The sequence below is a fragment of the Streptosporangium sp. NPDC004379 genome (genome assembly GCF_042873875.1).
GTDB lineage: Bacteria > Actinomycetota > Actinomycetes > Streptosporangiales > Streptosporangiaceae > Streptosporangium.
On sequence record NZ_JBIAMC010000004.1, the window covers coordinates 523,556 to 547,731 of the forward strand.

Consider the following 24,176-nt stretch of genomic DNA (forward strand, 5'->3'; position numbering starts at 1 on the left):
ATCACACGATAGTCCCGGCCCCGTAGGCGAAACCATTACCAGGAGCGTAATCGTGACCTTGAAGTCACCGCCACGCCCGGGACCCGAACGGCCGTCACCGCGTGCTTCTCCGACGTCGCTCCCTCCGGATCCCGGCCGTCTCCAATTGCCGGAGTCGGCGATTTCACCCGTCTCCGGTGAAGAGCCGTGGCGTAATCATTCATGTGACGGTTCTTCCTCTGGCCGAGGCTCGTGCGCGACTGTCCCGCATCGTCGAGTCCGCCGTCCGCACGCGTGAACGATTCGTGATCACCCGTGACGGTATGCCCGCAGTCGTGCTGTTGGCCGCCGACGACTACGAGACGATGCGCGAGATGCTCGGCATCCTCTCCTCGGCGGAGGCGGTGGAGGCCATCCGCGAGGGGCTGGCCGACCTGGAAGTGGGAGGCACCTACCCCGAAGGCCGAAGTGGAGGCTGAACTACGCCGGATCGGCCGCCTGTGAACCGCCGATCCGAGTCGGCCGGGACTCCGGGGCCAGGCGACGGATCAGGGGGACGCGGTGAGGACGATGGCGGCGAGGGTGAGGGGGGACAGGGCGCTGGAGAGGAGGATGGCGTCGCGCGGGAGGTCGGCGGCGCGGCCGGACTCGACGGCGTAGACGTAGGTGTTCTGCGCGGTGGGCAGTCCCGCGAACAGGACGGCCGCGAAGAGCGCGTGGCCGTCGAGGTGGAGGAGGAAGCGCCCGGCGAGGAAGGCCGCGAGCGGCTGGGCGAGCAGCTTGAGCGCCACCACCGGAGACGTGTCCCGCCAGGCGACGGCCGAGCCGTTCAGCGACATGCCGAGCGAGAAGAGCGCCAGCGGCACGGCGGCCCCGCCGAGGACCTCCAGGGGCTTCGCCACGAGCCCGGGCGGGTGCAGGCCGAGGGCGGACACGCCCAGGCCGAGGAGCGAGGCCATCACGATGGGGGTGCGCAGCGGCGTGAGCAGGGACGGACGCTCCGCTCCGATGCAGAGGACGACCAGCGGCGCGATCAGCGTGACCTGGAAGACGATCACCGACACCACGAACGTCGCGTCGTGCAGGACGTACAGGCCGACGGGGATGCCGAGGTTACCGGAGTTGACGTAGGCCGACGACATCGCGGCGACCATCCGTTCGGGCGGCTTGCCGCGCCACAGCGCGAACGCGGCCAGGCCGACGACGAGCGTGCTGACGGCGAAGGCCAGCAGCGGGCGCGGCTGGATCCGGTCCAGCGGCGTACGGCTCAGCGTGCCGAACAGCACGGCCGGCATCGCGAGGTTGAACGCGAACCGGGTGAGCGTCCGCTGGAACTCCTCACCCGCCCACCCGGACCGGGCGGCCAGCCAGCCGAGGGCGCCGATGAGCCAGATGGGGGCGAACGCCGCGATCACCGCCTGCACCGCCCCACCGTAACGGTCCCCCGCCCGCACGCCTCGCCGGGGAGGGCCTGTCCGCGAGGCCGGCGGACGCTCAGCTATCACGGCTCCGGTGAAGTGCCGCTCCTGCGGAGGGAGGCGGTAAGTGTGGGCGCGGGCCGTATGACCTCCATGAAGGGGCGGGCTGAAGAATTATCCGGCCATACCTTTACAAGTCGTCGATAAGATGTCCAGTTCGCTGGACACCCCCTGTCCAGTACGCTAACTTCCGTGCGTGCTTCAGACCTACCAGGAGATCCGCGATCGGATCTACGAGCTCGCGCGCCGGCATTCTTTACGGCCCGATTGGGTCGATGCAGGGCGGACCATGCGATCCCTTCTCCTCCACAACTCGGAGCAGATGGTGGTGGCCCGCTCCAGGGTCCCCTTGCGGCATATGGACCCCGACCTGCTCGCAGCCCTCGCCTATGACCTGGAGGGGGTGTTCGGAAAGGGACGGATGGATTGATGAACTCCACACCTCTGCAGCTCACCATGCGGGCCGTACGCAAGTCCGACTACTGGATCGCACTTCCGGTGGACGCCCCCATCAGGGGGGGCGTCTCCGGTGACACGCTGGTGGAACTGTACGAAGAGGTGGAAGCGGCCAAGCACTTCATCCTCGACGCTCCAGCCGAGGCCGAGATAGTCGTGACCTATCTGTATGAGGTGGACGGCGTTCCTCCCACGGTGCTCGAGACCTACCGAGAGCTTCGCGCTCAGCGCGATCAGGTGACCACCAGACTGGGAGAGAGCGCCAGAGAGGCTGTGGCCGCTCTCCGAGCGGCGGGCATCTCGGTCCGGGACAGCGCGGCCCTGCTCGAACTGTCGAAGTCCCGGGTCGATCAACTGAGCGCGTGAGAAATCGCATCGATCTCCTCGTGAGTGTGCATGGCCCGGCGGTGTGTCACGGGTGGGGTGGTGGCCTCCGGGGGCATTGCCCGGTATGGGAGGTGGTGAGATGATCGCGCCTTCCGACGGTCTCTCAGCTCGGAGGTGGGCATGGTGCTCGGCGGATCGCAGGGGGAACTCGTCGCGGCGGTGAACGCGCTGACCGCGCGCTGGGCCGCCGCCTGTTCCGGGGAGCCGTCGACCGTGCTGGCGGGGGCGGGCGTCTGGCCGCTGCTGGCGTATCTCGCCTCGGCCGCCGACGGGCCGGGGCGCGGGGAGCTGGAACGGGCCGTCGGGGTGGACGCCGGTGGCGCGGCCCGGGCGGCGGGGGAGGTCCTGGCGATCCTGGACCGCTCGCCGGCCGTCCGCGCGGCGCTCGGGCTGTGGACGGGGCACGGGCTGCGGCTGCGGCCGTCGTGGACCGCCGCGCTGCCGCAGCACCTGCGCGGCGAGCTGACCGGCGTCCCGGAGGACGACCGGGCCGCGCTGGACGCCTGGGCCGCGGACCGGACCGGCGGGCTCGTCCGGTCCCTGCCCGTGTCCGTGACCGGGGACACGCGCCTGGTGCTGGCCGGCGCGCTCACCGTCCGCACCGCCTGGCGTCACCCGTTCCTCGACGAGGGGGCCGAGCCCTCCTCCGGTCCGTGGGCCGGCCGGACGATCGCGGTGCTGCGCCGTACCACCCGGGCGCCCGAGCCGGTCCGGGTCGCCGGCACCCCGGCCGGGCCGCTGACCGTGCTCCGGATCGAGGGGGACGGAGAGGCCGACGTGCACCTCCTCCTCGGCGAGGAGTCCCGCACGGCCGGCGAGGTCCTCGCGGCGGGGGTCGGCGTCCTGGCCGGGCGGCACGCGGCGGTGGACGGCGACGCCCTGGCGGACGGGGACGCGGGGCCGGGCGTCACCGTCTCCCGCGAACGCTCCCACGAGCCGGGCGACCTGCTGGCCGTCACGGTGCCGCGGTTCGCCGTCGCCTCCTCGCACGACCTGACGGCGCTGCCGGAGGTGTTCGGCCTGGGTACGGTGACCGACACGAGCCGCGGGCACTTCCCCGGCATCGGCGACGAGCCGCTCGCCGTCGGGCAGGCCAGGCAGGACGCGGTCGCGACGTTCTCCGCCACCGGGTTCGAGGCGGCGGCCGTCACCGCCTTCGGCATGGTCACGGCCGCGGCGGTGACCCGGCCCGCCCACCGGGTGCGGAGGGTCGAGGTCGATCTCACCCGGCCCTTCGGATTCCTCGCCGCGGACCGGGTGAGCGGCCTGGTGCTGGCGGCCGGCTGGGTGGCCGAGCCGGAGGCGTGGAACCCGTAGGGGCCGCGGGGCGGCCGTGGCCGCCGCAGGGTGCCGTGACCGCTGCCGGGCGCCGCCGGGCCGGAACGCCGGCCCCCGGGTGCGCCGGGGCGCCCGGCCGTGGGTGCGGGCGCGGGCGCGTGGAGACCAGCGGGCGGCGCGAGGGTCAGCGGCGGCCGCGGACCTTGGTGGCCAGGCGGTTGAGGATGCGCTCCCACTCGGTGCCGAAGGGGTTCTCCTGGACGAGGTAGGTCCAGGTGGCGGTGGGCCGCTTCAGGCCCGCGCCGTCGAGGTCGAGGCCGTCCTCGGTGATCTCGGCGGCCTCGAACGCCTCGACCGAGCGGGACTCGATCTCGGCCAGCATCCGCTCGTAGGCCGGCTTGGCCTCCTTGTTGAACTCCTCGATCGGGCTCAGCCGGCCCAGCGCGCGCAGGTGGATGCCCTCGCGCAGGTCGCCGAGGTAGGCCAGGTGGTCGGCCCAGCAGCGGTCGAGGTGGAACAGGACGATCTGCCGGGCGGCCTCGTCGAGCACGTCCTCGCCGACGCGCTCCGACAGCTCCGTCCACCGCTCCGGGGCGGCCCCCGCGAGGGCGTCGCTCGCCGAACGGCCGCGCAGCACCTTCTCCCGCAGTCCCAGGACCATGGCGCGGTGCTGTTCGAGCAGCCGGGTGTAGCGCCAGGTGTTGCGGTGGATCTCCATGTCCACGCCCTCGGCGACGCGCTGGGCGTGGCCCACCAGGTCGCGGTCGGGCACGCCCCTGGCGTACTCGTCGGCCACGTAGTGGGTGATCAGGTCGTCCTCGCCGCTGACGAGGAAGACCGACCCGCCCGGGTCGCCCTGGCGGCCGGCGCGCCCGCGGAGCTGGTCGTCCAGGCGGCTGCTGGCGTGCCGGCCGGAGCCGATGACGTAGAGGCCGCCGAGCTCCTCCACGCCCTCGCCGAGGCGGATGTCGGTGCCGCGCCCGGCCATCTGGGTGGAGACGGTGATCGCGCCGCGCTCCCCGGCGCGGGCGATGATCGCGGCCTCCTCGGCGTCGTTCTTGGCGTTGAGGACCACGCAGTCCAGGCCGCGGCCGGCGAGGTTGCCGGCCAGCCGCTCGGACTCGGCGACGTCGAGCGTGCCGACCAGGATCGGCCGCCCGGTGGCGTGCACCTCGGCGATCTCGTCGACCAGGGCGTGGTCCCGCTCCATCGCGTACTCGAACAACCGGTCCGGCTCGTCGGTCCGCACACACGGGCGGTTGGGCGGGACGGCGGCCACCTTGAGGTCGTAGAACTCCCGGAGCTGGTCGCCGACCGCGACGGCGGTGCCGGTCATGCCGCACCGCTGCGGGTAACGGGTGATCAGCCCCTGGACGGTGATGGAGTCGAGGACCTCGCCGGTCTCGGAGGGGGCGAGCGCCTCCTTGGCCTCGACCGCGGCCTGCAGGCCGTCCGGCCAGCGCTGGAGCATCGCCACCCGGCCCCGGGAGGGGTTGATCAGGTGGACCCGGCCGTCGCGGACGATGTAGTCGACGTCCCTGGTCAGCAGCGCGTGGGCGTGCAGGGCGAGGTTGACCTCGGTGAGCGTGGCGGGGGTGTCGTACAGGTCGACGCCGAGGGCCTCCTCGACGGTGTCGATGCCCTTGGACGTCAGGTGGACGTTGCGCTCGGAGTCGTCGATCTCGTAGTGGTAGCCCTTGACGAGCCGGCGGACCAGCGCCGCCGTCTCCGGCGCGGCGTCGCCCGGGTCGGCGGCCCCGGCCAGCACCAGCGGCACCCGGGCCTCGTCCACCAGAACCGAGTCGGCCTCGTCGACCAGCGCCACGTCCGGCTCGGGCACGACCAGGTCGGCCACGTCGGTGACGATCCGGTCGCGCAGCACGTCGAAGCCGATCTCGCTCACCGAGCCGTAGGTGACGTCCGCGGCGTAGGCGGCGCGGCGCTCGTCCGGGGTGGCGGACTCCGAGATCCAGCCGACCGACACGCCCACCGCCTCGTACAGCGGGCCCATCCACTCGGCGTCGCGCCGGGCGAGGTAGTCGTTGACGGAGATCACGTGGACGTGCTTGCCCTGCAGGGCGTACCCGGCGGCGGCCATCGCCCCGGACAGGGTCTTGCCCTCGCCGGTGGCCATCTCCGCGACGTTGCCGGACAGCATGGCGAGGGTGCCGACGAGCTGCACGTCGTACGGCCGCAGCCCCAGCGTACGGCGCGCCGCCTCGCGCATGATCGCGCAGAACCCGGCCAGGTCGTCGGTGGAGGGCCTGGGCAGCTCGTCCGTCGCCCGCAACTCGTCCTCGCGTTCCCCGGCCGCCGCGACGACCCGCTGGAAGGGGGCGAGGTCGATCGAGCCGGGGCGCTCCAGGAATCGTCTGATGCGTGCGGTTATCGAGGCCACGTTCCCTCCAACGCCCGCTTCCGGGGCCATGGTTCCGCTGTCGCCTCACCGTACCCAGGGGATGGATCACCTGTCGCGGAGGAACGCTCCAAATAGGCCATTAAGCCGCTTTTTCGTGATTTGTAGTGAGGCTCGATGCGGCCGCTCGCCGTGCCGCCGTGCCGGAGAACGGCGACCACCGCGCGCCGCGCCGGGGAGGGACGACCGGACGGGGTCCGGCGGGCCGGGAGAGGGGCGGTCGCGGGGACCGCCCCTCTCGCCGGGGCGGGAGCCGGCTACCTCGGGGGCACCCTGCAGAAGCGGGCGAAGCCGTCGTCGTAGCCGTCCAGCCAGCCCCTGTCGTAGTCGCTCATCCGGGTCATGCCGAAGGGCGTCGCCGTCGACCTGAGCGCGTTCGCACGGGCCGACGCGCAGTCCTGGCCTGCGGCGCGGTAGCCGTCCCGGTAGCCCCGCCAGTACTCGTCGCTGTTGGGTGCGACCGCGGACCGCACCGCGCCCTGCGACGCGCTCGCGGCGTCCGCGGGGGCCGGCGCGGCCGAGGCCGGCGAGACCGAGACCGCCCCGATGGCGAGCGAGGCGAGGAGCGTCGCGCCGAGCGCCGTCAGTTCTCTCTTGCCGTACATGGGTTCCTCCCCGTGATCGGGCCGCGGGCGAAGGTCGCCCGGCGGCCGTATTCGGCGACCACGCTAAGAAGGCGAACGTCCGGAGCGATGGACCGAATCACCCGCTTTCCGGTTCTTGAAGCAGCTTTAGCGAAGCCGGTTTCCCGGCTCCCCGCTCCGGTGGAGGGCCGTGGGCCCACGGTGAACGCAGGAGGTCGTAGACCCGCGGCGAATATGGACATCCGCCTCTTTCAGGGACAGGCTTGGCCCGTGAACTTCTCTGACTACCAGTACGAGATCTACCTGAACGGGCTGGCCGGGCAGCTCCCGCCGTACTCGACCGACGTCGGCAGGCTCGAACAGGCCGTCAGGGAGAAGCTCGATCCCGGCCCCTACTGGTACGTCGCCGGTTCGGCCGGCACCGGGGCGACCGACCGGGCCAACCGCGAGGCGTTCGACCGGTGGCGCGTCGTGCCGCGGATGCTGCGCGACGCCTCGGTCAGGGACCTGCGCACCGAGCTGTTCGGCAGGACCTACCCCGCCCCCGTCGCGCTCGCCCCGGTGGGTGTGCAGTCGATCGTCCACCCGGACGGAGAGCTCGCGACCGCCAGGGCGGCGGCGTCCCTCGGCGTCCCCACGGTTCTGAGCACCGCCTCCTCCCACACGCTGGAGGAGGTCGCCGAGGCCGCCGGCCCCGAAGGCCCGCGGTGGTTCCAGCTCTACTGGCCGCACGACGACGAGGTCACGCTCAGCCTGCTCGACCGGGCGACCCGCGGCGGCTACGACACCCTGGTCGTCACCCTGGACACCTGGACCCTTGCCTGGCGGCCCAACGACCTCGACCAGGCGTACCTGCCGTTCCTGCGCGGCACCGGCCTGGCGATCCCGCTGTCGGACCCGGCCTTCCGCTCCCGGCTGGCGCGCCCGGTGGAGGAGGACCTGAACGCGGCGATCATGCAGTGGGCGCCGATGTTCAACGGCCGCTCCCACACCTGGGACCAGCTGCCGCTGCTGCGCGACAACTGGGACGGACCGATCGTCCTGAAGGGCATCCAGCACGCCGACGACGCCCTGCGCGCCGCCGACGCCGGGATGGACGGGATCGTCGTCTCCAACCACGGCGGCCGGCAGATCGACGGCGCCGTGGCGGCGCTGGACACCCTCCCCGGCATCGCCGACGCCGTGGGCGACCGGCTCACCGTGCTGTTCGACTCCGGAGTCCGCACCGGGGCCGACATCTTCAAGGCCCTGGCCCTCGGGGCGCGCGCCGTGCTGCTGGGCAGGCCGTACGTCTGGGGGCTGGCCGCCGGCGGCGAGGACGGCGTGCGCCACGTGGTGCGGAGCCTGCTCGCCGAACTCGACCTCACGCTCGGCCTCGCGGGACACCGCACGCCCGCCGACCTCGACCCGTCGGTCCTGGCGGCCCGGTGACCCGTCGCGATCCGGGCCCCGAAGCCTTGGGGATCCGCGGTGATCCGGGCCTCGCCGGCCCGGTGACCCGCCGCGACGAGGACCCCGCACTCCGGCCGGTCCGCCCCGGCGGCCCGATGATCTCCCCCCGCCCCGTTCCCGCCCATCCCGACGCGCCCGCCCTGGAGGCACGATGAGTCTGTCCGACCTCAAGCCGGTCCCCACCGACCAGCTCACCTTCCGGCTGCCGCAGAAGTTCGAGAACGTGGCCGACGAGCGCCGCCACCGCCAGGAGCGCCTGGTGGCGGCGCTGCGGCTGTTCGGCCGGTTCGGCTTCGAGGAGGGCGTCGCCGGGCACATCACCGCCCGCGACCCCGAGCACCCCGACCACTTCTGGGTGAACCCGTTCGGCATGTCGTTCAAGCGGATCAAGGTCAGCGACCTGATCCTCGTCAACCACGAGGGCCAGGTCGTCGAGGGCCGCTACCACGTCAACCAGGCGGCGTTCGCGATCCACGCGATGATCCACCAGGCCCGGCCGGACGCGGTCGCCGCCGCCCACAGCCACTCGGTGTACGGCAAGGCCCTGTCGTCGCTCGGCACGCTGCTGGAGCCGCTGACCCAGGACGCCTGCGCCTTCTACGAGGACATCAGCCTGTTCGACGACTACACCGGCGTGGTCCTGGAGGCGGAGGAGGGCCGCCGGATCGCGGCGGCGCTGGGCTCCAACAAGGCGGTCATCCTGCGCAACCACGGTCTGCTGACGGTGGGGGACACCGTGGACGCCGCCGCCTGGTGGTTCATCACCCTGGAGCGCTCGTGCCAGGCGCAGCTGCTGGCCAAGGCCGCCGGGCCGACCGTCCCGATCGAGCACGAGAACGCCAAGCTCACCCACGGGCAGATCGGCAACGACCTGGTCGGCTGGATCAACTTCCAGCCCCTCTACGACCAGATCAGCGCGGCCGAGCCGGAGATGTTCGGCTGACACCGGCCGGAGGAGGCCCCGCGCGGTGCGGGTGTGCGGTGCGGGTGTGCGGTCCCGGTGTGCGGTCCCGGTGTGCGGTCCCGGTGTGCGGTCCCGGTGTGCGGTCCCGGTGTGCGGTCCCGCGCCCGCCGGGCGGCGGGCGCGGGACCGCAGCGGGGATCAGCCGGTCACCGGCGCCGGTTCCCTCCTCTCCCGCAGGGCGAGGAGGGCCACCGCGGCGAGCAGCAGGGCCGCGCCCGCCACGCCCTGCGCGGTGAACCGTTCGCCGAACACGAGGATCCCGAGGGCCGCCGCCCCGACCGGCTCCACGAGCGAGATCACCGAGGCCGTCGTGGCCCGTACGGATCCCAGTCCGGTGAAGAACAGGACGTAGGCCAGGGCCGTCGGGACGACGCCCAGGTAGGCGACGGCCCCCCAGAAGACGAGCGGGTCACCGGCCGGGAACAGCCCGCCGTACAGCGCCAGGGGCAACAGGCACAGGCCGCCGACGGCGAAGCCGCCGAAGGTCGCGGCGTACGGCTCGGCGGAGAAGGCCCGGTTGAGCAGGGTCACCGCCGCGTAGGCGGCCGCGGACAGCAGCGCCCAGCCGGTGCCCGCCACCGAGAAGGCCGCCGGGCCGCCGTCGAGGACCAACATGACCAGGCCCGCCAGGGCGACCGCGGCGGAGCCGAGCCCGGCCGCGCCCAGCCGTTCGCCCAGCAGCAGCCGCGCGGCGGCGGCCACGAACACCGGGGTCGCGCCTATCGTCACCACGGTGGCGACGGCCAGGCCGGTGGAGGCGACGGCCGCGAAGTAGGCCGTCTGGCAGACGGCCATCGCCACGCCGGTGGCCGCGATCCGGCCGTACCGCCGGGCCCCGCGGTCCCGGCTCCGGCTCAGGTCCCGGCTCTGGTCCCGGTCCCGGCTCTGGTCCCGGTCATGGTTCCGGTCCCGGCCGAGGAGACGGAGGATCGGAAGGAGCGTCGCCGCCCCGGCGGCGAACCGCCAGAAAGAGATCGATACGGGGTCGAGCCCGCCCGAGAGGCGGAGCAGCGCACCGGCCGCACCGCCGGTGCCCCAGGCGGTCGCCGCGATGGAGACGTACAGCAGGCCCCGCCGTACGGAGACGTGCGTCATGGAGTTCTCTCCAATGAAAAAGGTGGTCGTCAAGCCGCACGTGTGCGGGCGGCAGCCACCCACCGGACCACTCGGATCCGGTCATCAGGAGAGGGAACCGCCCGCGTCAGCGGGCGGTCGGCGGAGAAACGATCAGCATGAGCACGGAAGGATCCTAACGCCCTCCCGGGCCGGGAACCCAGGCGTTTATGGCTCCGGCGCCGCGGAACCGGTCACCGCGCGGTCCGCACGACGGTGACGGCGCGGGCGTCGTACGGCGGTGACCACGCGGGTGCCGTGTCACGGTCACCGAGTGGGTGTCGTGTGACGGTCACCGAGTGGGTGTTGTGTGACGGTGACCGCGCGGGCGTCGTGTCACGGTCACCGCGCGGTCTCCGGAGGGAAGAAAGTGATCAGGTCGAGACCGATCTCCCAGGTGCCGCCGTCGAACGCGGCACCACGCAGGCCCCGCAGCGTTCCGGGACCGGCGAGCGACGCGCTTCGCGTGACGGAGGCGAAGCCGAAGGTCCGTTCCGGCCGCCAGCCGGTGCTGTGCCGCAGGCGGCGGCTCATCTGGGCCCAGCCGAGGGGGATGCCGGCCACCACCCAGGCGTCCGGGGCGCCCTCGGTGAAACGCCGGGCCGGGCGCAGCCAGGAGGCGGCCTCCTCCGGCCAGTCGACCACCGCGAGGATCTCCCCGTCCCAGGCGTCGGCGAACGCCGCCGCGGCGGCCGTCGAGACGGCGTCACGGCTGTGACCGACCGTGACGGTCCGGATCCCGGGGCGCCGGGCGCGCAGCAGGCCGAGCAGCGCGGCCAGCTCGGCGGCCGTGTGCGGAGGCGTGATCGTCTCGGTGGCCCGCATCCCGTGAAGCAGCGGCGAGGCCGTTCCGAGGGCGTGCCGCCCCCTGGTTCCCGCGTGGGCCGGGTGGCCGTTCTGTCGTGAGCGTCGGAGGAGGACGTCAGGCCGCGTCATGGAAGACCAGGCCGAGGGTGTGCCGCAGGCCGCGCCGTACCGTGCTGACGCCGTGCCGTACCGGAGAGGCGGACCAGCCTCGTGCGGAGGCGACCGGCCGGTCACGGGTGGTGAAGACAAGCCCGTGGCCCTGCGGAAGCAGGGTCACCGTGCCCCGTGACTGGGCCCGGGGCCGTTGTTCCACCAGCAGGAACTCGCCGCCGTCGTAATCAGTGCCCGGCCGGTCCAGGCCGATCACGATCTGTAGCGGGAACACCAGGTCTCCGTACAGGTCGCGATGCAGGGCGTTCCAGTCGCCGTCGCGATAGCGCAGGAGGATCGGCGTCGACCTGGTCTGCCCGGCGGCACGGCACATCGCGAGCCATTCGTCCAAGGTGTCCGGCCACGGCGCCGGCCTGCCGAGCCTGGTCGCCCAGTCGCGGGCGATGGGCAGGAGCCGCGGATAGAACGCCTGCCGCAGTTGCTCCACCAAGTGGGGGAAGGGCCGGTCGAAGTAGCGGTACTGGCCGCGACCGAAGCGGAACCGTTCCATGTCGATCGTCGAACGGAACCGGGAGACCTCGTCGTACAGTCCGGCGATCTCGCGGCACTCGTCCCCGGTGAGGATCGGACCGGTCGGCGCGCAGCCGTGGGCGTCCATCTCCTCGGCCAGGCGGGCCCAGTCGGTGCCCGCCACGCGTTCGTGCGGGGTGGTCGTCATCGGTGTCGGCATGGTCACTCCTCGGCGTCGGGTCGGTGCGCACCCACCGGAGCACCCGGGTCGGGATCGGGGCGTACGGGCGGCGGAACACGTCCTTTTCCCTGTATAACGCCTGTCCGGCCTCCGCTTCCGGCGGGTTCCGGACGTCGCGTTGCGGCCATGGCGGTCAGGAAGGACCGGCCCCTTTCCTGTACCTGACAGCACATGGCAGGTACGGGCGGCACGATGAGGCACATGACCATGACCGCGAAATTCCTCGCCGTGAACATCGACTGCGCCGACCCCCGTGGGCTCGCCGAGTTCTACTCGAAGGTCTTCGGCTACGAGGTGCAGTACGCCGACGACACCTACGCCGGGATCGGCGACGGCACGATGACCATCTACTTCCAGCAGAACCTCGACCGCAGGCCGGCCGCGTGGCCGGGGCCCGGCAAGCAGTTCCACCTGGACGTCCGGGTCCCGGACGTGGCGCAGGCGGTCGAGGACTACCTGAAGCTCGGCGCCTCCAAGCCGGACTTCCAGCCCGGTGAGGGTCAGTGGGTCGTCCTCGCCGATCCCGAGGGACATCTCTTCTGCGTCTGCCCGCAGCGGGACTGACCCTCACGCCGTCCGGCGGGACCGGCGCGACCCCGGCCGGCCCGGCATGACCCTGAAGGGCCGGACACGATCCCGGAGGGCGGGCAGGGCCGCGCGCCGGGCGGAGGGACGTCCCGCGGTGCGGGGGCCCGGGGGATAGAGGAGGTTTCCACCGCCAAGAGGTATCTGTCGGGACATGACCTGGCGCTTACTTCCCCGCCGGGCCCCCTAAGCTGAAGTAATGACCCGATTGCCATCGCCTTCCCCCGTCCCGCTCGGCCTCGGGGAGTGGCGATGATCTGGGTCGGCGTGTCAATCGCCCTGGTCGGCGCGCTGGGTTACGCGCTCGGCGCCGCCCTCCAGCAGTTCGAGGCGGTCTCCGAGGGCGCCTCGCTCAAACTGATGCGGCGTCCCCGCTGGTGGATCGGCGGCGTCATCGGGTTCACCGGGGCCAGCCTCCACGCCGTCGCGCTGAGCCTCGCCCCCCTGGTCATCGTGCAGCCGATCAGCGTGGCGACCCTGGTGTTCGCCGTGCCGCTGGCGGCGATGCTGCACGGCAGGCGGCCGCACCGGGCGGAGATCCTGGGGTCGATCGCGGTGGCCGTCGGCCTGCTGGGGCTGATGCTGCTGGTCCCCGTCCACCCCAGCGTCCCGCACATGACGAACACCGAGGCGCTGGGCTTCCTGGGCTGCGTCGGGGTGGTCGTGCTGATCTCCCACCTCGCCGCCCGCAGGGCGCGCGGCCCGGCGAAGGCACTGCTGATGTCCGTCGGCGCGGGCGCGGTGACGGCCAGCGTGTCCACCTTCGTCCGGGTGGTGGGCGGCGACCTCCAGGGCGACCTGAGCAGGCTGCTGACCTGGTTCACGCTCGCCATCCCGGTGCTGCTGGTCTGCGCGGTGGTGCTGCTGCAGAAGTCCTACGCGATGGGCTACTTCGGGATCGCCTACGCCGCGGTCCAGGTGGTCGACCCCATCACCTCGGTCCTCGCCGGGGCGCTGCTGCTCGACGAGGCGCTGCCGAGCGGGGCCGCCGACGCGATCCCCGCCCTGCTGGCCTCGGCGCTGCTGATCTGGGGGACCGTGACCCTGGGGCGGCTCTCCCCGGACCACGGCCGCACCCCCGTCCCCGAGGTCGCGCCGGTCACCTCCCCGTCACCCTCAAGGGCGGCTTAGCACCGGGACCCGGCAACGCCTCCCGGGTGTCCCTCGGGCGTTCCCTGGGCCGCCGGATCACCGGATCCCGGCCAGATCGATCAAGTAGAGATCGTCCCCGAGCGTGTAGCTGAGGAGCCTTCCGGTGGAGTCCTCGGGCGGCAGGCCGATGGAAGAGCCATCACCCTTAATACCTAGATATCCGGATTTACCGGTTTTCAGGTCGTACAGTCCCACGCCCTCAAGCTTCTTGTCACCGTAGGCCGAGATGTAGAAGCGGTCCTGGGTGGGCGGCACGGCACCGGACACCCCGGAGGGCACCGTCTTCTGCGAGGAACCGTCCCGGTGCCGGAAGAAGGTCTGGAAGTTCGAGGTGCTTCCCAGGCAGATCGTCACGCCGCAGGAACGGATCGTCTCGCCGGGGTGGGTGACGAAGCTTCTGGTCTCACCGGTCCGCACGTTCAGGATCCGGGCGAACACGGTGCCGTGCGGCTCGCCTCCCCGCCCCGGCGTGCCGATCCAGGGCCAGGCCAGCAGGTGCATCCCGGCGCCTCCCTCGACCGGCTCCACCGCGCCGCCCTCAAGGGGGACGGTGAAGACCCCGCCGACGTAGAGGGAGAAGACGATCTTTCCGTCGGCCACGGCGACGGCGTCGATCCCGCTGCCGTCCCCCTCCTTGATGCCCTGATCGGCGACGCGCTTCGCCGTCCCGCCGCTCACCGGCACGGCCCACAGGTGCGCGATGCGATCCTTCGTCGCGGTCCACCACACCACGTGTCCGTCGCCCACGGCGAAACCATTGGCGCCACCCGCCGCGTCCGCGGACGACGGCAGATCGGCGATCTTACGCCGTGATCCGTCGTCGAGACCGTAGGCGTAGACGGCGGTCGGCTGGTCGAATCCCGCCGGAGCCGTCACGAGCAGCGTGCGGTCGTCGACGAACGTCTCCGGCCGCCACGACGCTCCATCGGGCCCCTTCGCCGGGACCTTCCGCACCGCCTCCGGCCAGACCTTCTCCACGTGCTCGGCCGGGGTCGCGGAGCGTGCCTCCGGAGCGGTCATCGCCGTCATGGTGTCGCCCCCGGGCTCGACCACGACGAAGGCCCCGCCCGCGACCAGCGCGACCACCGCGGCGGCCAGCGCCGTCCGGATCCGTTGCCTCCTGCGGCGATGGATCCGTTCGAGCCGCTCGGGCAGCTGTCCGGGCAACCTGGGCGCCTGGTCGGCGACCTGGCCGAATGTACGGCGTAGGGTCTCCTCGACCTCGGTCATCGCGTGTTCTCCCTGATCATCGGCTTGGTCGGGGCGGCGTCACCCGGGGCGGCGTCACCGGGCGCGGCGCCACTCGGGACGGCGCCACGGAGTTTGCCGAGCGCGCGGGCGGCCTGGCTGCGTACCGTGCCGCGCGAGATCCCGAGCACGGCGGCGATCTCGGTGTCGTCGAGCTGCTCGTAGTAACGCAGCACCAGCACCGCGCGCTGCTTGCGCGGCAGGCCGGCCAGCGCCTGCCACATCCTTCGCTCGTCTCCACTGGGCAGCGGGTCGTGGTGCTCGCGGTCCGGCGGATCCCAGGCGAGTTGCTCGCGTCTGCGCAACCGCCAGGCGGCGATGTGCAGCCTGGCCATCGTGGTGCGCGCGTAACTCTCCGGGTTCTCCTTCAGGCGGAGCCGATGCCAGGCGCCGCGCAGTTTCAGCAGCGCCTCCTGGACCAGGTCGGCCGCGTCATGCGGGTTACCGGTCAGCATGTAGCCGTAGCGCAGTAACGCGTCACCGCGTTCGGTGACGAACTCCGCGAAACGGGGGTCAGGTTCCAACAGTCCTTGTCCTTGCCTTTCGTCGTTCCCTCATTTCCGAGAGAGACCAGGCGCGGAAACCGTTGCATGGCGGGGCGCCGTGAGAGCGGAACCGGAAGTCGGCCGGCCGGTCTCAGGACCCGTTTCGCGCTCCGGCGGGCTCGGGCGGGGTCCAGCCGAGCACTTCGTCCATCGCGGCGGTCATCCACTCGCCGCCGAGACGCCAGGCGAGCGCCATCATCGTGTCGCGCAGCCGTACGGCCAGCGGGTTGCGGATCCGCGTCGTCCGGCAGATCGACGCCGACCTGGCGGTGACCCGGGTGGTCCGCTCCAGCCGGGCGGCGGTGTACGGGGCCAGGTCCACGCCCGCCGCGCCGGCCGTCCCCGTTCCGCCCGACGCTCCGGCCGTGCCCGCCGCACCCGTCGTGCGGGCCGGGCCGTCGCCGTCGCCCGCGACGTGGGCGAGGACCACGGCGTCCTCGATCGCCTGGCAGGCGCCCTGGCCCATGTTGGGCGTCATGGCGTGGGCCGCGTCGCCCAGCAGCGCCACCCTGCCGAGGTGCATCGCGGGCAGCGGGGTGGCCAGGTGGTGGACGTCGTTGCGCAGGACGAGCTCCGGCGGGGCCGCCTCCAGCAGCGCCGGGATCGGGTCGTGCCACCCGCCGAACAGGCGGAGCAGCTCGGCCCGGCGGCTCTCGCCGTCCCCGGGGTCCCCACCCGCCGGGACGGCGTCGGTGGCGTAGCAGTAGGCCGTGCCGCCGGCCAGTGGCATGACGCCGAAGACCTTGCCTTCGCCCCAGCTCTCGAACGTCCGGCCGGGCCTGCCCCCGCCGGGGACGAGCAGCCGCCAGCTCGTCACCCCGGAGTAGACCGGGCCGGGGTGGCCGGGGAACAACGCGGCCCGGATCGGGGAGCGGATGCCGTCGGCCGCCACGACGAGGTCGGCCGTCACCTCGGTCGCCTCGCCGTCGCCGGTCCGGACGGTCACCCGGCCGGTGTACGGGTCCACCGCCGTGACCGTGGAGTTCAGCCTGATCACGCCGGGTTCCAGCCGGGCCGTGATCGCGTCGGCCAGGTCCGCGCGGCGCAGCAGCACGATGGAGTCGCCGTGCCGGGCGGAGGTGGCCTCCTCGGTGGTCCGCATCAGCCACCGGCCGTCCGCGCGCCGGACGCCGGCCTCGCCCTGGACCGCCGACAGCCGCCGGACGTCGTCTCCGGCCCCGATCGTGTCGAGGGCCCGGAGCGCGTTGGCGGCGATGGCCAACCCCGAGCCGACCGGTTCCAGGGACGGCGTCCGCTCGAACACCGTGACCTCCCAGCCGCGCCGCCGCAGTGCCACCGCCGCCGTCAGCCCGCCGATCCCCGCTCCGACCACCACCGCGTGCGCCACGGTTCCTCCTTCGTCACTACGGATGTAGTGACGGTACTACGTCTGTAGTTTCACTACAAATGTAGTTCCAGGGAAGAGGGGCACGACGGGCGGGCCGGGCCGCTCGATGGCAGTTTTCTTCAGGAAGAAGAAGATTCTGAAGAAATGTGTCACAAGATCTAGACGGCCCCCTTGGCACGGGTGACAATCCGCTTGGCAATTGAAGATCATGGAGACGCCGGGCGGCCATCGGCCGCGCGACGTCCCAGCTTGACGACGGCGAGGGCCGATGCGCTTAGCTCGTGGACTGGTCGTGGTGATGTTGGCGGGCGTGGCCGCGACGCCTCTCAACCCTTCGGAGGCCGTCGCCGGCACGTGGAGACAGACCACGGACGCCGTCGTGGGGCAGCGGGACGAGGGTCCCGCGGGGAAACCGGCAGGGGCGCTCGCCGGCCGTACGGGACAGCCGGGGGAGGAACCGGCGGCGGCGCTCGCCCGCCGGACGGGGAAGCCGGTCGAGGTCACCGCGATGCGCACGGAGACGCGGCAGGTCTTCGCCGGGCCCGACGGCGCCTTCACGCTGGAGCAGTACGCGCGCCCGGTGCGGGTGCGGCAGGACGGCCGGTGGGTGGACGTGGACCCGACGCTCCGGGCCCGTCCCGACGGCACGATCGCCCCCGTCGCCACGGCGGTCGGCCTGACGTTCTCGGGCGGGGGCGACGCGCCGCTCGCCCGGATGGCGCGCGGTGACAGGACACTGGAGCTGGGCTGGCCCGGCACGCTGCCGAAGCCCGTGCTGAAGGACGACACCGCGACCTATCCCGAGGTGCTCCCCGGGGTGGACCTCCAGGTCAGGGCGGACGTCGACGGATTCTCCCACCTCCTCGTGGTCAAGTCGCGGGCCGCCGCACGGAACAAGGCCCTCGCCGAGCTGAACTTCCCGATCTCGGCCGACGGGCTGTCGCTGAGGTCCATCGCGGGCGGCAACCTGGAGGCGGTCGACGGGAACGGCGGATCGGTCTTCACGGCCTCGCCGCCGCTGATGTGGGACTCCTCGGGTCTCGCGGCCACGGGCAAGCCGGAGGCGGGGGCCGCGCGTGCGGCGGGGGAGGGAGCGGCGGAGACCGCGGCGGCGGCGAGGGAGGGCGTCCCCCCGGGTGCCCGGCAGGAGGTGATGGGCCTCGAACTCACCGGCGGGAAGCTGGTGCTCAGACCGCACCGCGGCATGATCGAGGACCCGGGGACCAGGTTCCCCGTCTACCTCGACCCGTTCTTCTCCGCGGCCCGCGGGGCCTGGACGGCCGTCTGGAGCAACCACCCCTCGTCCAACTTCCTGAACGCGAGCGACGTCGCCAGGGCGGGACACGTCTCCGGGCAGACCAACAGGTCGTTCTTCCAGATGAACACCGGTACGGCCATCCACGGCAAGCAGATCATCAAGGCGACGCTGCGCACGTACGAGACCTGGTCCTACTCGTGCGGCGCGCGGAAGGTCGAGGCCTGGGCCACGAACACGATCAGCAAGAGCACCACCTGGAGCAAGCAGCCCGCCTGGGTGAAGCTCCTCGACACCGTGAACGTCGCGAAGGGCTGGGGACCGTCCTGCCTGCCCGGCGGCGTCGAGTTCGACGTCACCGGCCAGGCCGCCGACGCCGCGGCGAAGAGCTGGCCCAACATCACCATCGGGATCAGGGCCACGAGCGAGACGGACGTCTACGCCTGGAAGAAGTTCAAGAACAACCCCAGCCTGGTGATCGAGTACAACTCGCCGCCCGCCGCGCCCGTGGCCGCCGACACCTGGTCGGACCCGGGAGGCGACTGCGTCACCGGCGACGGGCGGCCGATGATCGGCACCACCACGCCGAAGCTGTGGGCCAAGCTGCGGGACGCCGACAACGCGGTCAGGGGACGGTTCGAGTGGTGGACCGCCTCCGGCACGAAGATCGGGGAGCGGCTCACCGACTCGCAGGGAACGGGCAGCGCCTTCTCCGCGACCGTCCCGCAGGGCACCTTCGGTGACGGCGCCGTGATCCGCTGGCGGGTCCGCGCGGAGGACGGCAGGATCGACAGCGCGTGGAGCCCCTGGTGCGAGATGGCCGTCGACGCCTCCGCGCCCGGCCGGGAGCCGGGGGTGACCTCGCAGGACTACCCCGAGACCGGCTGGAGCGACGGCGTCGGCCGGACCGGCTCCTTCACGTTCACCCCGGCGGACGTCACCGACGTCGTCGCCTACGTCTACGGGCTGGACACCGCTCCCAAGACGGAGGTCGCGGCCGGCCAGACGGGCGGGCCGGCGACGATCCGGCTCACCCCCCGCCACGACGGCCCCAACGTGCTCGCGGTGCGCAGCAAGGACCGCGCGGGACACCAGAGCCCGATCCGCACCTACGTGTTCAATGTCAACCCGGGCTCCGGCCCCGACGGGCACTGGACCCTGGACGACGGGCAGGGCGGGGTGGCCGCCGACCGCGCCGGGGCCCACCCGGCCACCCTGTACGGCTCGGCCGCCTGGACCTCCGGCAGGACGGGCACGGGGCTGCGGTTCGACGGCGCCGGCGGCCACGCGCGGACCACCGGCCCCGTCGTGTCCACCCTGGGCAACTTCACGGTCGCCGCGTGGGTGCGGCTGACCGGCACCGGCGCCGCCGCGACCGCGGTCGGCCAGGACGGCACGCGGAACGGAGGCTTCTCCCTGGGCTACTCGAAGGCCGACGACCGGTGGGCGCTGAGCCGTGCCGTCGCCGACACCGACGGGGCGGCGGTCGTGCGGGCGCTGTCGGCGTCCGCGCCGAGACCCGGCGAGTGGACCCACCTGACCGGCGTCTACGACACGGCGGTGGGGGAGCTGTCCCTCTACGTCAACGGCCGCCTGGAGTCGACGGTCCCGTTCACCCGGCCGTGGGACGCGACCGGACCCCTGACGATCGGCAGGGCGAAGGCCGGCTGGGCGGAGACGGAGTTCTGGCCGGGCGACGTCGACGACGTCCGCGTCCACGGGCGCGCCATGTTCGGCGACGAGGTCGCCGACCTGGTGAACAGCGCTGCGACGCTGGTCGGGCACTGGAAGCTGGACGAGGGGACCGGCGGCGTCGCCGCCGACTCCTCCGGCCGGGCGTCGGCGGCGACGCTGGGCGGCGGCGCGTCATGGTCCGAGGGCTGGCTGGACGGCGCGCTCGCCCTCGACGGTACGGCGGGCCACGCGCAGACCGCCCGTCCGGCCGTCAACACCGCGTCGGGGTTCACCGTCGCCGCCTGGACTCAGCTCGACTACCTGCCCACCCGCGACGCGGCCGCCGTCTCCCAGGCCGGGAACAGGGCCAGCGGGTTCCAGCTCGGCTATGACAAGGAGAAGGGACGCTGGACCCTCGGCATGGCCGCCGCCGACACCGACACCGCCGCGATGGTGCGGACGCGCTCCGACGACGTGCCCGCCCCGTTCGAGTGGACCCACGTGGCGGGGGTCTACGACCCCCTCCGGGGCGAGCTGCGCGTCTACGTGAACGGCCGGCTGTCCGTGAGCACGGTCACCGCCCACGTGAGCGCCTGGAACGCCACCGGCCCGCTGCAACTGGGCCGCGCCAAGTCCGCGGGCGTCTTCACCGGCCACTGGCCGGGGATCGTGGACGACGTCCGTGCCTATGACGGCGTGCTGAGCGCCGAACAGATCGCCCAGCTGGCCGCCCAGTAACCCACCGAAGCGACCCACCGAAGCGACCCACCGAACGGATCTCCCGGCCGCCCGGCGCTCCGCCGGGCGGCCCCGGCCCCGGGCTTCCGACCCACCGACCCACCGGCTGACCCACCGGCTCTCCGACCGTCCCCCGCCTTCCGGCCGTTCACCGGCCGGTTCTCTCCCATGCCTCCGGACCGGCCGTCCACCTCCCCGGCCCGCCTCGACCCGGCCTGGCCCGGCCCGCCTCGACCCGCCTCGTCCAACCCGTCACCCCTGTTCGACCCCCCACAGATTGGGTGAAGTCAGTGAACCTGGCACATGATCCGGATCCTCCGGAGTCCTACTGGAACCGTCTGACGCATCCCGTACGCCGGTCGCCGTGGCCCCGGCGGCTGGCGGCCACGCTGGCCGTCGTCGTGGTGGCGCCGCTGGTGCACGCGACGCCCGCGAGCGCCGCGCCCCGCTCCGCCCCCGCCGTCCAGCGGGAGACCCCGGTCCTCGGGAAACGGGTCCCCGTACTGCCCAGGACGGCCGATCCGGCGGAGAGACAGGCGTGGAAGACGCCACCGGGCGTCGTCTGGCCGAAACCGCAGGCGGTCGAGCTGGACGCGACCGGCGGCACCGGCGCGCGCACCCTGTCCGCCGACTTCCCGGTACGGATCGTCCCACCGAAGAAGCCCGCCAAGGCCGCGGAGCCCGCCAAGGCGGCGGAGACCAAGACGACGGAGACCGCCAGGGCCGAGGACGGCAAGGCGGGTGAGGAGGTCGCGGCGGCGACCCCCGACAAGGTCCGCGTCGAACTGCTCGACACCGCGTCGTCCGGGCTGCTCGGCCTCGCCCTGCGGGTGACGGCGGGGCAGAGCCAGAGCCAGGGGCTGGCGGCCGCGAAGGGGAGGACCCGGCTGGAGATCGACTACTCCGGCTTCCGGTACGCCTTCGGCGGCGACTACGGCGCCAGACTGCGACTGGTGAGACTGGGCGAGTGCGCCCTGACCCCCGCGGCCCCGGCGGCCGCGGATCGGACGGCCGCGCCCGCAGCCGCGACCGCCTGTCCGCAGCCCGAACCGATGCCGTCCGACAACGACGCGAAGAACGGCACGCTGTCCGCCGACGTCGACATGCCGGCGCTGTACGCGCTGCAGGCCGCGCCGTCCGGACCGTCGGGCGACCACACGGCCACCTCGCTCGCCCCCTCTGCCGAGTGGAGCGTCGGCACCCAGTCGGGTGACTTCAGCTGGGACTACGCTCTGCGGGCGCCCCCCGCGCTGGGCGGTGACGAGCCGGAGATGTCCCTCGCCTACTCCTCGCAGAGCGTGGACGGCCGTACCGTCTCGACGAACAACCAGCCGTCGTGGGTGGGAGAGGGCTTCGAGCTCAACCCCAGCGGCTACATCGAACGCCGCTACAAGTCGTGCATGATCGACGGCAAGAAGACCGGGGACCTGTGCTGGGACCAGGAGAACGCCGTCATGTCGCTCGGCGACTCCTCCGTCGAGCTGGTCAAGGACGCCACGACCAAGCAGTGGCGGCCCAGGCGCGACGACGGCACCCGCGTCGAGCACCTCACCGGCGCCGTCAACGGCGACGACAACGGTGAGCACTGGCGCGTCACCACCGACGACGGCACCCAGTACACCTTCGGCCTGAACCGCCTGCCCGGCTGGGCGTCGGGCAAGCCGGAGACCGGGTCGGCGTGGACGGTTCCGGTGTTCGGCAACAACAGCGGCGAGCCCTGCCACACGAGCGACGCGGCGTCCTCCTGGTGCCGGCAGGCGTACCGCTGGAACCTCGACCTCGCCGTCGACACGCACGGCAACGCCACCACCTACTGGTACGGGGCCGAGAAGAACTTCTACGGACGGAACATGAAGCCCGAGCAGGGCACCGAGTACGTGCGCGGCGGATACCTCAAGCGGATCGACTACGGCTATCTGCGGAACGAGCTGTTCACCAGGTCGCCCGCGTCCCGCGTCGTCTTCGACGTCGCCGAGCGGTGCGTACCCGGCGGAACGGTCACCTGCGCCGCCGACCAGCTCAAGAAGGAGACGGCGAGCCACTGGCCCGACGTCCCCTTCGACCAGATCTGCGGCTCGGGGGAGAAGTGCACCGACCGGCTGTCGCCGACGTTCTTCACCCGGCTGCGCCTGGCGAAGGTCACCACCCAGGTGCTCAACACCGACACGGCGAAGTGCTCGGGCCGGCCGTACTGCGACGTCGACTCCTGGACGCTGACGCACTCCTTCCCCGCGACGGGTGACGGCCTCAGCCCGTCGCTGTGGCTGGCGTCCGTCCAGCAGAGCGGCCACGTGGGCGGCACCATCACCCTGCCGAAGATCACCTTCGGCGGGACCCAGCTGCCCAACAGGGTCGACGCGAACGAGGGACGCGCGCCGCTCGTCAAGTGGCGCGTCCAGACGGTGAACAACGAGAGCGGCGGGGAGCTCCGGGTCGGCTACGCCCCGGCCGACTGCAAGCCCGGGGACGTGCCGACCGCCGACCGCAACGCCAGGCTCTGCTTCCCCCAGCGGTGGGCTCCGCCGAACGAGGGCGAGGTCACCGACTGGTTCCACAAGTACGTCGTGGCGCAGACGCTGGAGATCGACCGGGTCGCCCAGTCGCCGCCGGTCGTCACCGACTACGAGTATCTCGACGGCGCCGCCTGGCACTACGCCGACAACATCCTCGTCAAGCCCGAGCACCGCACCTGGTCGGACTGGCGCGGGTTCGGCAGGGTCCGGGTCCGCGGCGGCGACGGACAGGACACCGAGCGCACGCTCACCGAGTTCCGGTACTTCCGCGGCATGGACGGCGACCGCCAGTCCGACGGCTCCAAGCGCCGGTCCCAGGTCACCGACTCCGAGGGCGGCAAGCTGGACGACCTCGACCAGTACGCCGGGTTCGAACGTGAGGAGACCCTCTACGACGGCGACGGCGGGAAGATCACGACCTCCACGCTGGAGGAGCCGTGGTCGCTGAAGACCGCCGAGTCCTCCCAGGGCGGCGTCACCAAGCTCGCCCACATCGTCGCGCCGAAATCCATGGCCACCCGCACCCTGCTGGAGAACGGCACGTGGCGGCGGACCGGGGAGGAGCGCTCCTACGACACCCAGGGCATGCTCACCCAGGTCGACGAGAAGGGCGACCTGGCCACCGGTGACGATGACCAGTGCACCCGCTACACCTACGCCCGCAACACCACGGCGTGGCTGCTGGACTACACCAGCAGGATCCACAAGGTCGCCGCGGGGTGCGGCGCCGGCGTCGCGAAACTCGCCGCCGACGAGGTGATCTCCGACGAGCGGATGCAGTTCGACGGCGGGCCGTACGGCCAGGCGCCCGTCAAGGGCGACATCACCACCGTCCAGACCGTGGCCGGCGACGGCTCGGCCGTCACCGACTCCGTCAAGACCTACGACGCCTACGGGCGCATGACCAGCGAGACCGACGCGGCCGGCACGAAGCTGACCACCACCTACTAGTGCTTTGTTAGGTCAGGCTGTTGTGGCTGGTCGGGTCGTCCGGGTGATGGTTCGATGCGGGCGTGACCCCCGAACAGCTCGTTCATATCCGTCAGCGGCTGGAGACGTTCGCTGCTGAGGTGTTCACTCCCTTGACCCGCTCTGACCAGCGGGCCAAGGGCCTGACCTATCTGCGGGGCCTGCTGTTGGACGGCCGTCGCAAGTCGATGCAGCCGATGGCCGAGCGGCTGGGAGTGGATCATCAGGGGCTGCAGCAGTTCGTCACCTCCTCCACCTGGGATTTTTGCGCGGTACGCCGGCGCCTGGCCGTCCGCGCGGCCGAGGTGATCGCCCCGCACGCGTGGGTGATCGACGACACCGGCTTTCCCAAGGACGGTAAGGACTCACCCGG

Annotated in this window: 20 protein-coding genes; 11 read left to right on the forward strand and 9 right to left on the reverse strand. The window is 72.4% G+C overall.

Going from position 1 to position 24,176, the window contains the following annotated elements; translation table 11 throughout:
* Positions 1-203 precede the first annotated feature (203 nt).
* Positions 204-458, forward strand: a complete 255-nt coding sequence (locus tag ACFYSC_RS12220; RefSeq protein WP_389960260.1) for a type II toxin-antitoxin system Phd/YefM family antitoxin — start codon at positions 204-206, stop codon at positions 456-458.
* Positions 459-527: 69 nt separating this feature from the next.
* On the opposite strand, the gene ACFYSC_RS12225 is transcribed toward ACFYSC_RS12220, so the two are convergent.
* The gene (locus ACFYSC_RS12225; RefSeq protein ID WP_389960262.1) at positions 528-1,403 is read right to left on the reverse strand and encodes an AEC family transporter; all 876 of its coding nucleotides are present in this window, start codon (positions 1,401-1,403) and stop codon (positions 528-530) included.
* 250 nt (positions 1,404-1,653) lie between these two features.
* On the opposite strand from ACFYSC_RS12225, the gene ACFYSC_RS12230 reads away from it, so the two are divergent.
* The 3 genes from ACFYSC_RS12230 (at position 1,654) to ACFYSC_RS12240 (ending at position 3,617) form a co-directional block, all read left to right on the forward strand.
* On the forward strand, positions 1,654-1,887 hold the full coding sequence (locus ACFYSC_RS12230; RefSeq protein ID WP_389960264.1) for a hypothetical protein: 234 nt from the start codon (positions 1,654-1,656) through the stop codon (positions 1,885-1,887).
* On the forward strand, positions 1,887-2,279 hold the full coding sequence (locus tag ACFYSC_RS12235) for a hypothetical protein (protein WP_389960266.1): 393 nt from the start codon (positions 1,887-1,889) through the stop codon (positions 2,277-2,279). Before ACFYSC_RS12230 ends, ACFYSC_RS12235 begins: the two co-directional genes overlap by 1 nt.
* Positions 2,280-2,420: 141 nt before the next feature.
* On the forward strand, positions 2,421-3,617 hold the full coding sequence (locus ACFYSC_RS12240) for a serpin family protein (protein WP_389960268.1): 1,197 nt from the start codon (positions 2,421-2,423) through the stop codon (positions 3,615-3,617).
* Positions 3,618-3,762: 145 nt separating this feature from the next.
* Here ACFYSC_RS12240 and secA2 read toward each other — a convergent pair whose 3' ends face one another.
* A complete protein-coding gene (gene secA2, locus ACFYSC_RS12245) occupies positions 3,763-5,976 on the reverse strand; it encodes an accessory Sec system translocase SecA2 (protein WP_389960270.1) in 2,214 nt (737 codons plus the stop codon).
* 275 nt (positions 5,977-6,251) lie between these two features.
* Positions 6,252-6,599 (reverse strand): hypothetical protein, encoded by a 348-nt coding sequence (locus tag ACFYSC_RS12250; protein WP_389960272.1) that lies wholly within the window; start codon positions 6,597-6,599, stop codon positions 6,252-6,254.
* Between the two features lie 249 nt (positions 6,600-6,848).
* Between ACFYSC_RS12250 and ACFYSC_RS12255 the strand changes: the two genes are divergently transcribed.
* Both ACFYSC_RS12255 and ACFYSC_RS12260 read left to right on the forward strand, forming a co-directional pair.
* On the forward strand, positions 6,849-8,009 hold the full coding sequence (locus ACFYSC_RS12255) for a lactate 2-monooxygenase (RefSeq protein WP_389960274.1): 1,161 nt from the start codon (positions 6,849-6,851) through the stop codon (positions 8,007-8,009).
* Positions 8,010-8,181: 172 nt separating this feature from the next.
* Positions 8,182-8,973: a class II aldolase/adducin family protein gene (locus ACFYSC_RS12260; RefSeq protein ID WP_362932197.1), complete on the forward strand. Its 792-nt coding sequence runs from the start codon at positions 8,182-8,184 to the stop codon at positions 8,971-8,973.
* Between the two features lie 159 nt (positions 8,974-9,132).
* Here the strand turns inward: ACFYSC_RS12260 and ACFYSC_RS12265 are convergent, their stop codons facing one another.
* The 3 genes from ACFYSC_RS12265 to ACFYSC_RS12275 all read right to left on the reverse strand — a co-directional run bounded on the left by ACFYSC_RS12265 (position 9,133) and on the right by ACFYSC_RS12275 (position 11,755).
* Complete coding sequence (locus tag ACFYSC_RS12265) at positions 9,133-10,089, reverse strand: DMT family transporter (RefSeq protein ID WP_389960277.1); 957 nt, start codon at positions 10,087-10,089, stop codon at positions 9,133-9,135.
* 360 nt (positions 10,090-10,449) lie between these two features.
* The gene (locus tag ACFYSC_RS12270) at positions 10,450-10,932 is read right to left on the reverse strand and encodes a hypothetical protein (RefSeq protein ID WP_389960279.1); all 483 of its coding nucleotides are present in this window, start codon (positions 10,930-10,932) and stop codon (positions 10,450-10,452) included.
* A 97-nt stretch (positions 10,933-11,029) separates the two neighbouring features.
* A complete protein-coding gene (locus tag ACFYSC_RS12275) occupies positions 11,030-11,755 on the reverse strand; it encodes a 2OG-Fe(II) oxygenase (protein WP_389960281.1) in 726 nt (241 codons plus the stop codon).
* A gap of 222 nt (positions 11,756-11,977) precedes the next feature.
* Between ACFYSC_RS12275 and ACFYSC_RS12280 the strand changes: the two genes are divergently transcribed.
* Together ACFYSC_RS12280 and ACFYSC_RS12285 are read left to right on the forward strand one after the other, a co-directional pair.
* A complete protein-coding gene (locus tag ACFYSC_RS12280) occupies positions 11,978-12,340 on the forward strand; it encodes a VOC family protein (protein WP_389960283.1) in 363 nt (120 codons plus the stop codon).
* Positions 12,341-12,613: 273 nt separating this feature from the next.
* Positions 12,614-13,492 (forward strand): DMT family transporter, encoded by an 879-nt coding sequence (locus tag ACFYSC_RS12285; RefSeq protein WP_389960285.1) that lies wholly within the window; start codon positions 12,614-12,616, stop codon positions 13,490-13,492.
* 57 nt (positions 13,493-13,549) lie between these two features.
* Here the strand turns inward: ACFYSC_RS12285 and ACFYSC_RS12290 are convergent, their stop codons facing one another.
* The 3 genes from ACFYSC_RS12290 to ACFYSC_RS12300 all read right to left on the reverse strand — a co-directional run bounded on the left by ACFYSC_RS12290 (position 13,550) and on the right by ACFYSC_RS12300 (position 16,654).
* Entirely contained in the window at positions 13,550-14,743 is a 1,194-nt protein-coding gene (locus ACFYSC_RS12290) for a hypothetical protein (protein WP_389960287.1), read from the reverse strand.
* A complete protein-coding gene (locus ACFYSC_RS12295; protein ID WP_389960289.1) occupies positions 14,740-15,285 on the reverse strand; it encodes a SigE family RNA polymerase sigma factor in 546 nt (181 codons plus the stop codon). The genes ACFYSC_RS12290 and ACFYSC_RS12295 overlap by 4 nt, the downstream gene beginning before the upstream one ends.
* A 112-nt stretch (positions 15,286-15,397) precedes the next feature.
* Positions 15,398-16,654 carry an FAD-dependent monooxygenase gene (locus ACFYSC_RS12300; protein ID WP_389960291.1) on the reverse strand — a complete coding sequence of 419 codons (1,257 nt, stop codon included), beginning with the start codon at positions 16,652-16,654 and terminating at the stop codon, positions 15,398-15,400.
* A 310-nt stretch (positions 16,655-16,964) separates the two neighbouring features.
* On the opposite strand from ACFYSC_RS12300, the gene ACFYSC_RS12305 reads away from it, so the two are divergent.
* From ACFYSC_RS12305 to ACFYSC_RS12315, 3 genes are all read left to right on the forward strand, one after another.
* Positions 16,965-20,321: a LamG-like jellyroll fold domain-containing protein gene (locus ACFYSC_RS12305; protein ID WP_389960293.1), complete on the forward strand. Its 3,357-nt coding sequence runs from the start codon at positions 16,965-16,967 to the stop codon at positions 20,319-20,321.
* A gap of 290 nt (positions 20,322-20,611) precedes the next feature.
* Positions 20,612-23,785, forward strand: coding sequence for a hypothetical protein (locus ACFYSC_RS12310; protein WP_389960295.1), 3,174 nt, complete (start codon positions 20,612-20,614; stop codon positions 23,783-23,785).
* A gap of 62 nt (positions 23,786-23,847) precedes the next feature.
* Positions 23,848-24,176, forward strand: a 329-nt coding sequence (locus tag ACFYSC_RS12315) for a transposase (protein WP_389960297.1), incomplete at its 3' end; no start/stop codon positions are given.

Coding starts and splice junctions, on each gene's coding strand:
- ACFYSC_RS12235 (WP_389960266.1), top strand. CDS start 1,887: ATGAACTCCACACCTCTGCAGCTCACCATGCGGGCCGTACGCAAGTCC.
- ACFYSC_RS12240 (WP_389960268.1), top strand. CDS start 2,421: ATGGTGCTCGGCGGATCGCAGGGGGAACTCGTCGCGGCGGTGAACGCG.
- ACFYSC_RS12290 (WP_389960287.1), bottom strand. CDS start 14,743: ATGACCGAGGTCGAGGAGACCCTACGCCGTACATTCGGCCAGGTCGCC.
- ACFYSC_RS12275 (WP_389960281.1), bottom strand. CDS start 11,755: ATGCCGACACCGATGACGACCACCCCGCACGAACGCGTGGCGGGCACC.
- ACFYSC_RS12270 (WP_389960279.1), bottom strand. CDS start 10,932: ATGCGGGCCACCGAGACGATCACGCCTCCGCACACGGCCGCCGAGCTG.
- ACFYSC_RS12285 (WP_389960285.1), top strand. CDS start 12,614: ATGATCTGGGTCGGCGTGTCAATCGCCCTGGTCGGCGCGCTGGGTTAC.
- ACFYSC_RS12265 (WP_389960277.1), bottom strand. CDS start 10,089: ATGACGCACGTCTCCGTACGGCGGGGCCTGCTGTACGTCTCCATCGCG.
- ACFYSC_RS12260 (WP_362932197.1), top strand. CDS start 8,182: ATGAGTCTGTCCGACCTCAAGCCGGTCCCCACCGACCAGCTCACCTTC.
- ACFYSC_RS12280 (WP_389960283.1), top strand. CDS start 11,978: ATGACCATGACCGCGAAATTCCTCGCCGTGAACATCGACTGCGCCGAC.
- ACFYSC_RS12250 (WP_389960272.1), bottom strand. CDS start 6,599: ATGTACGGCAAGAGAGAACTGACGGCGCTCGGCGCGACGCTCCTCGCC.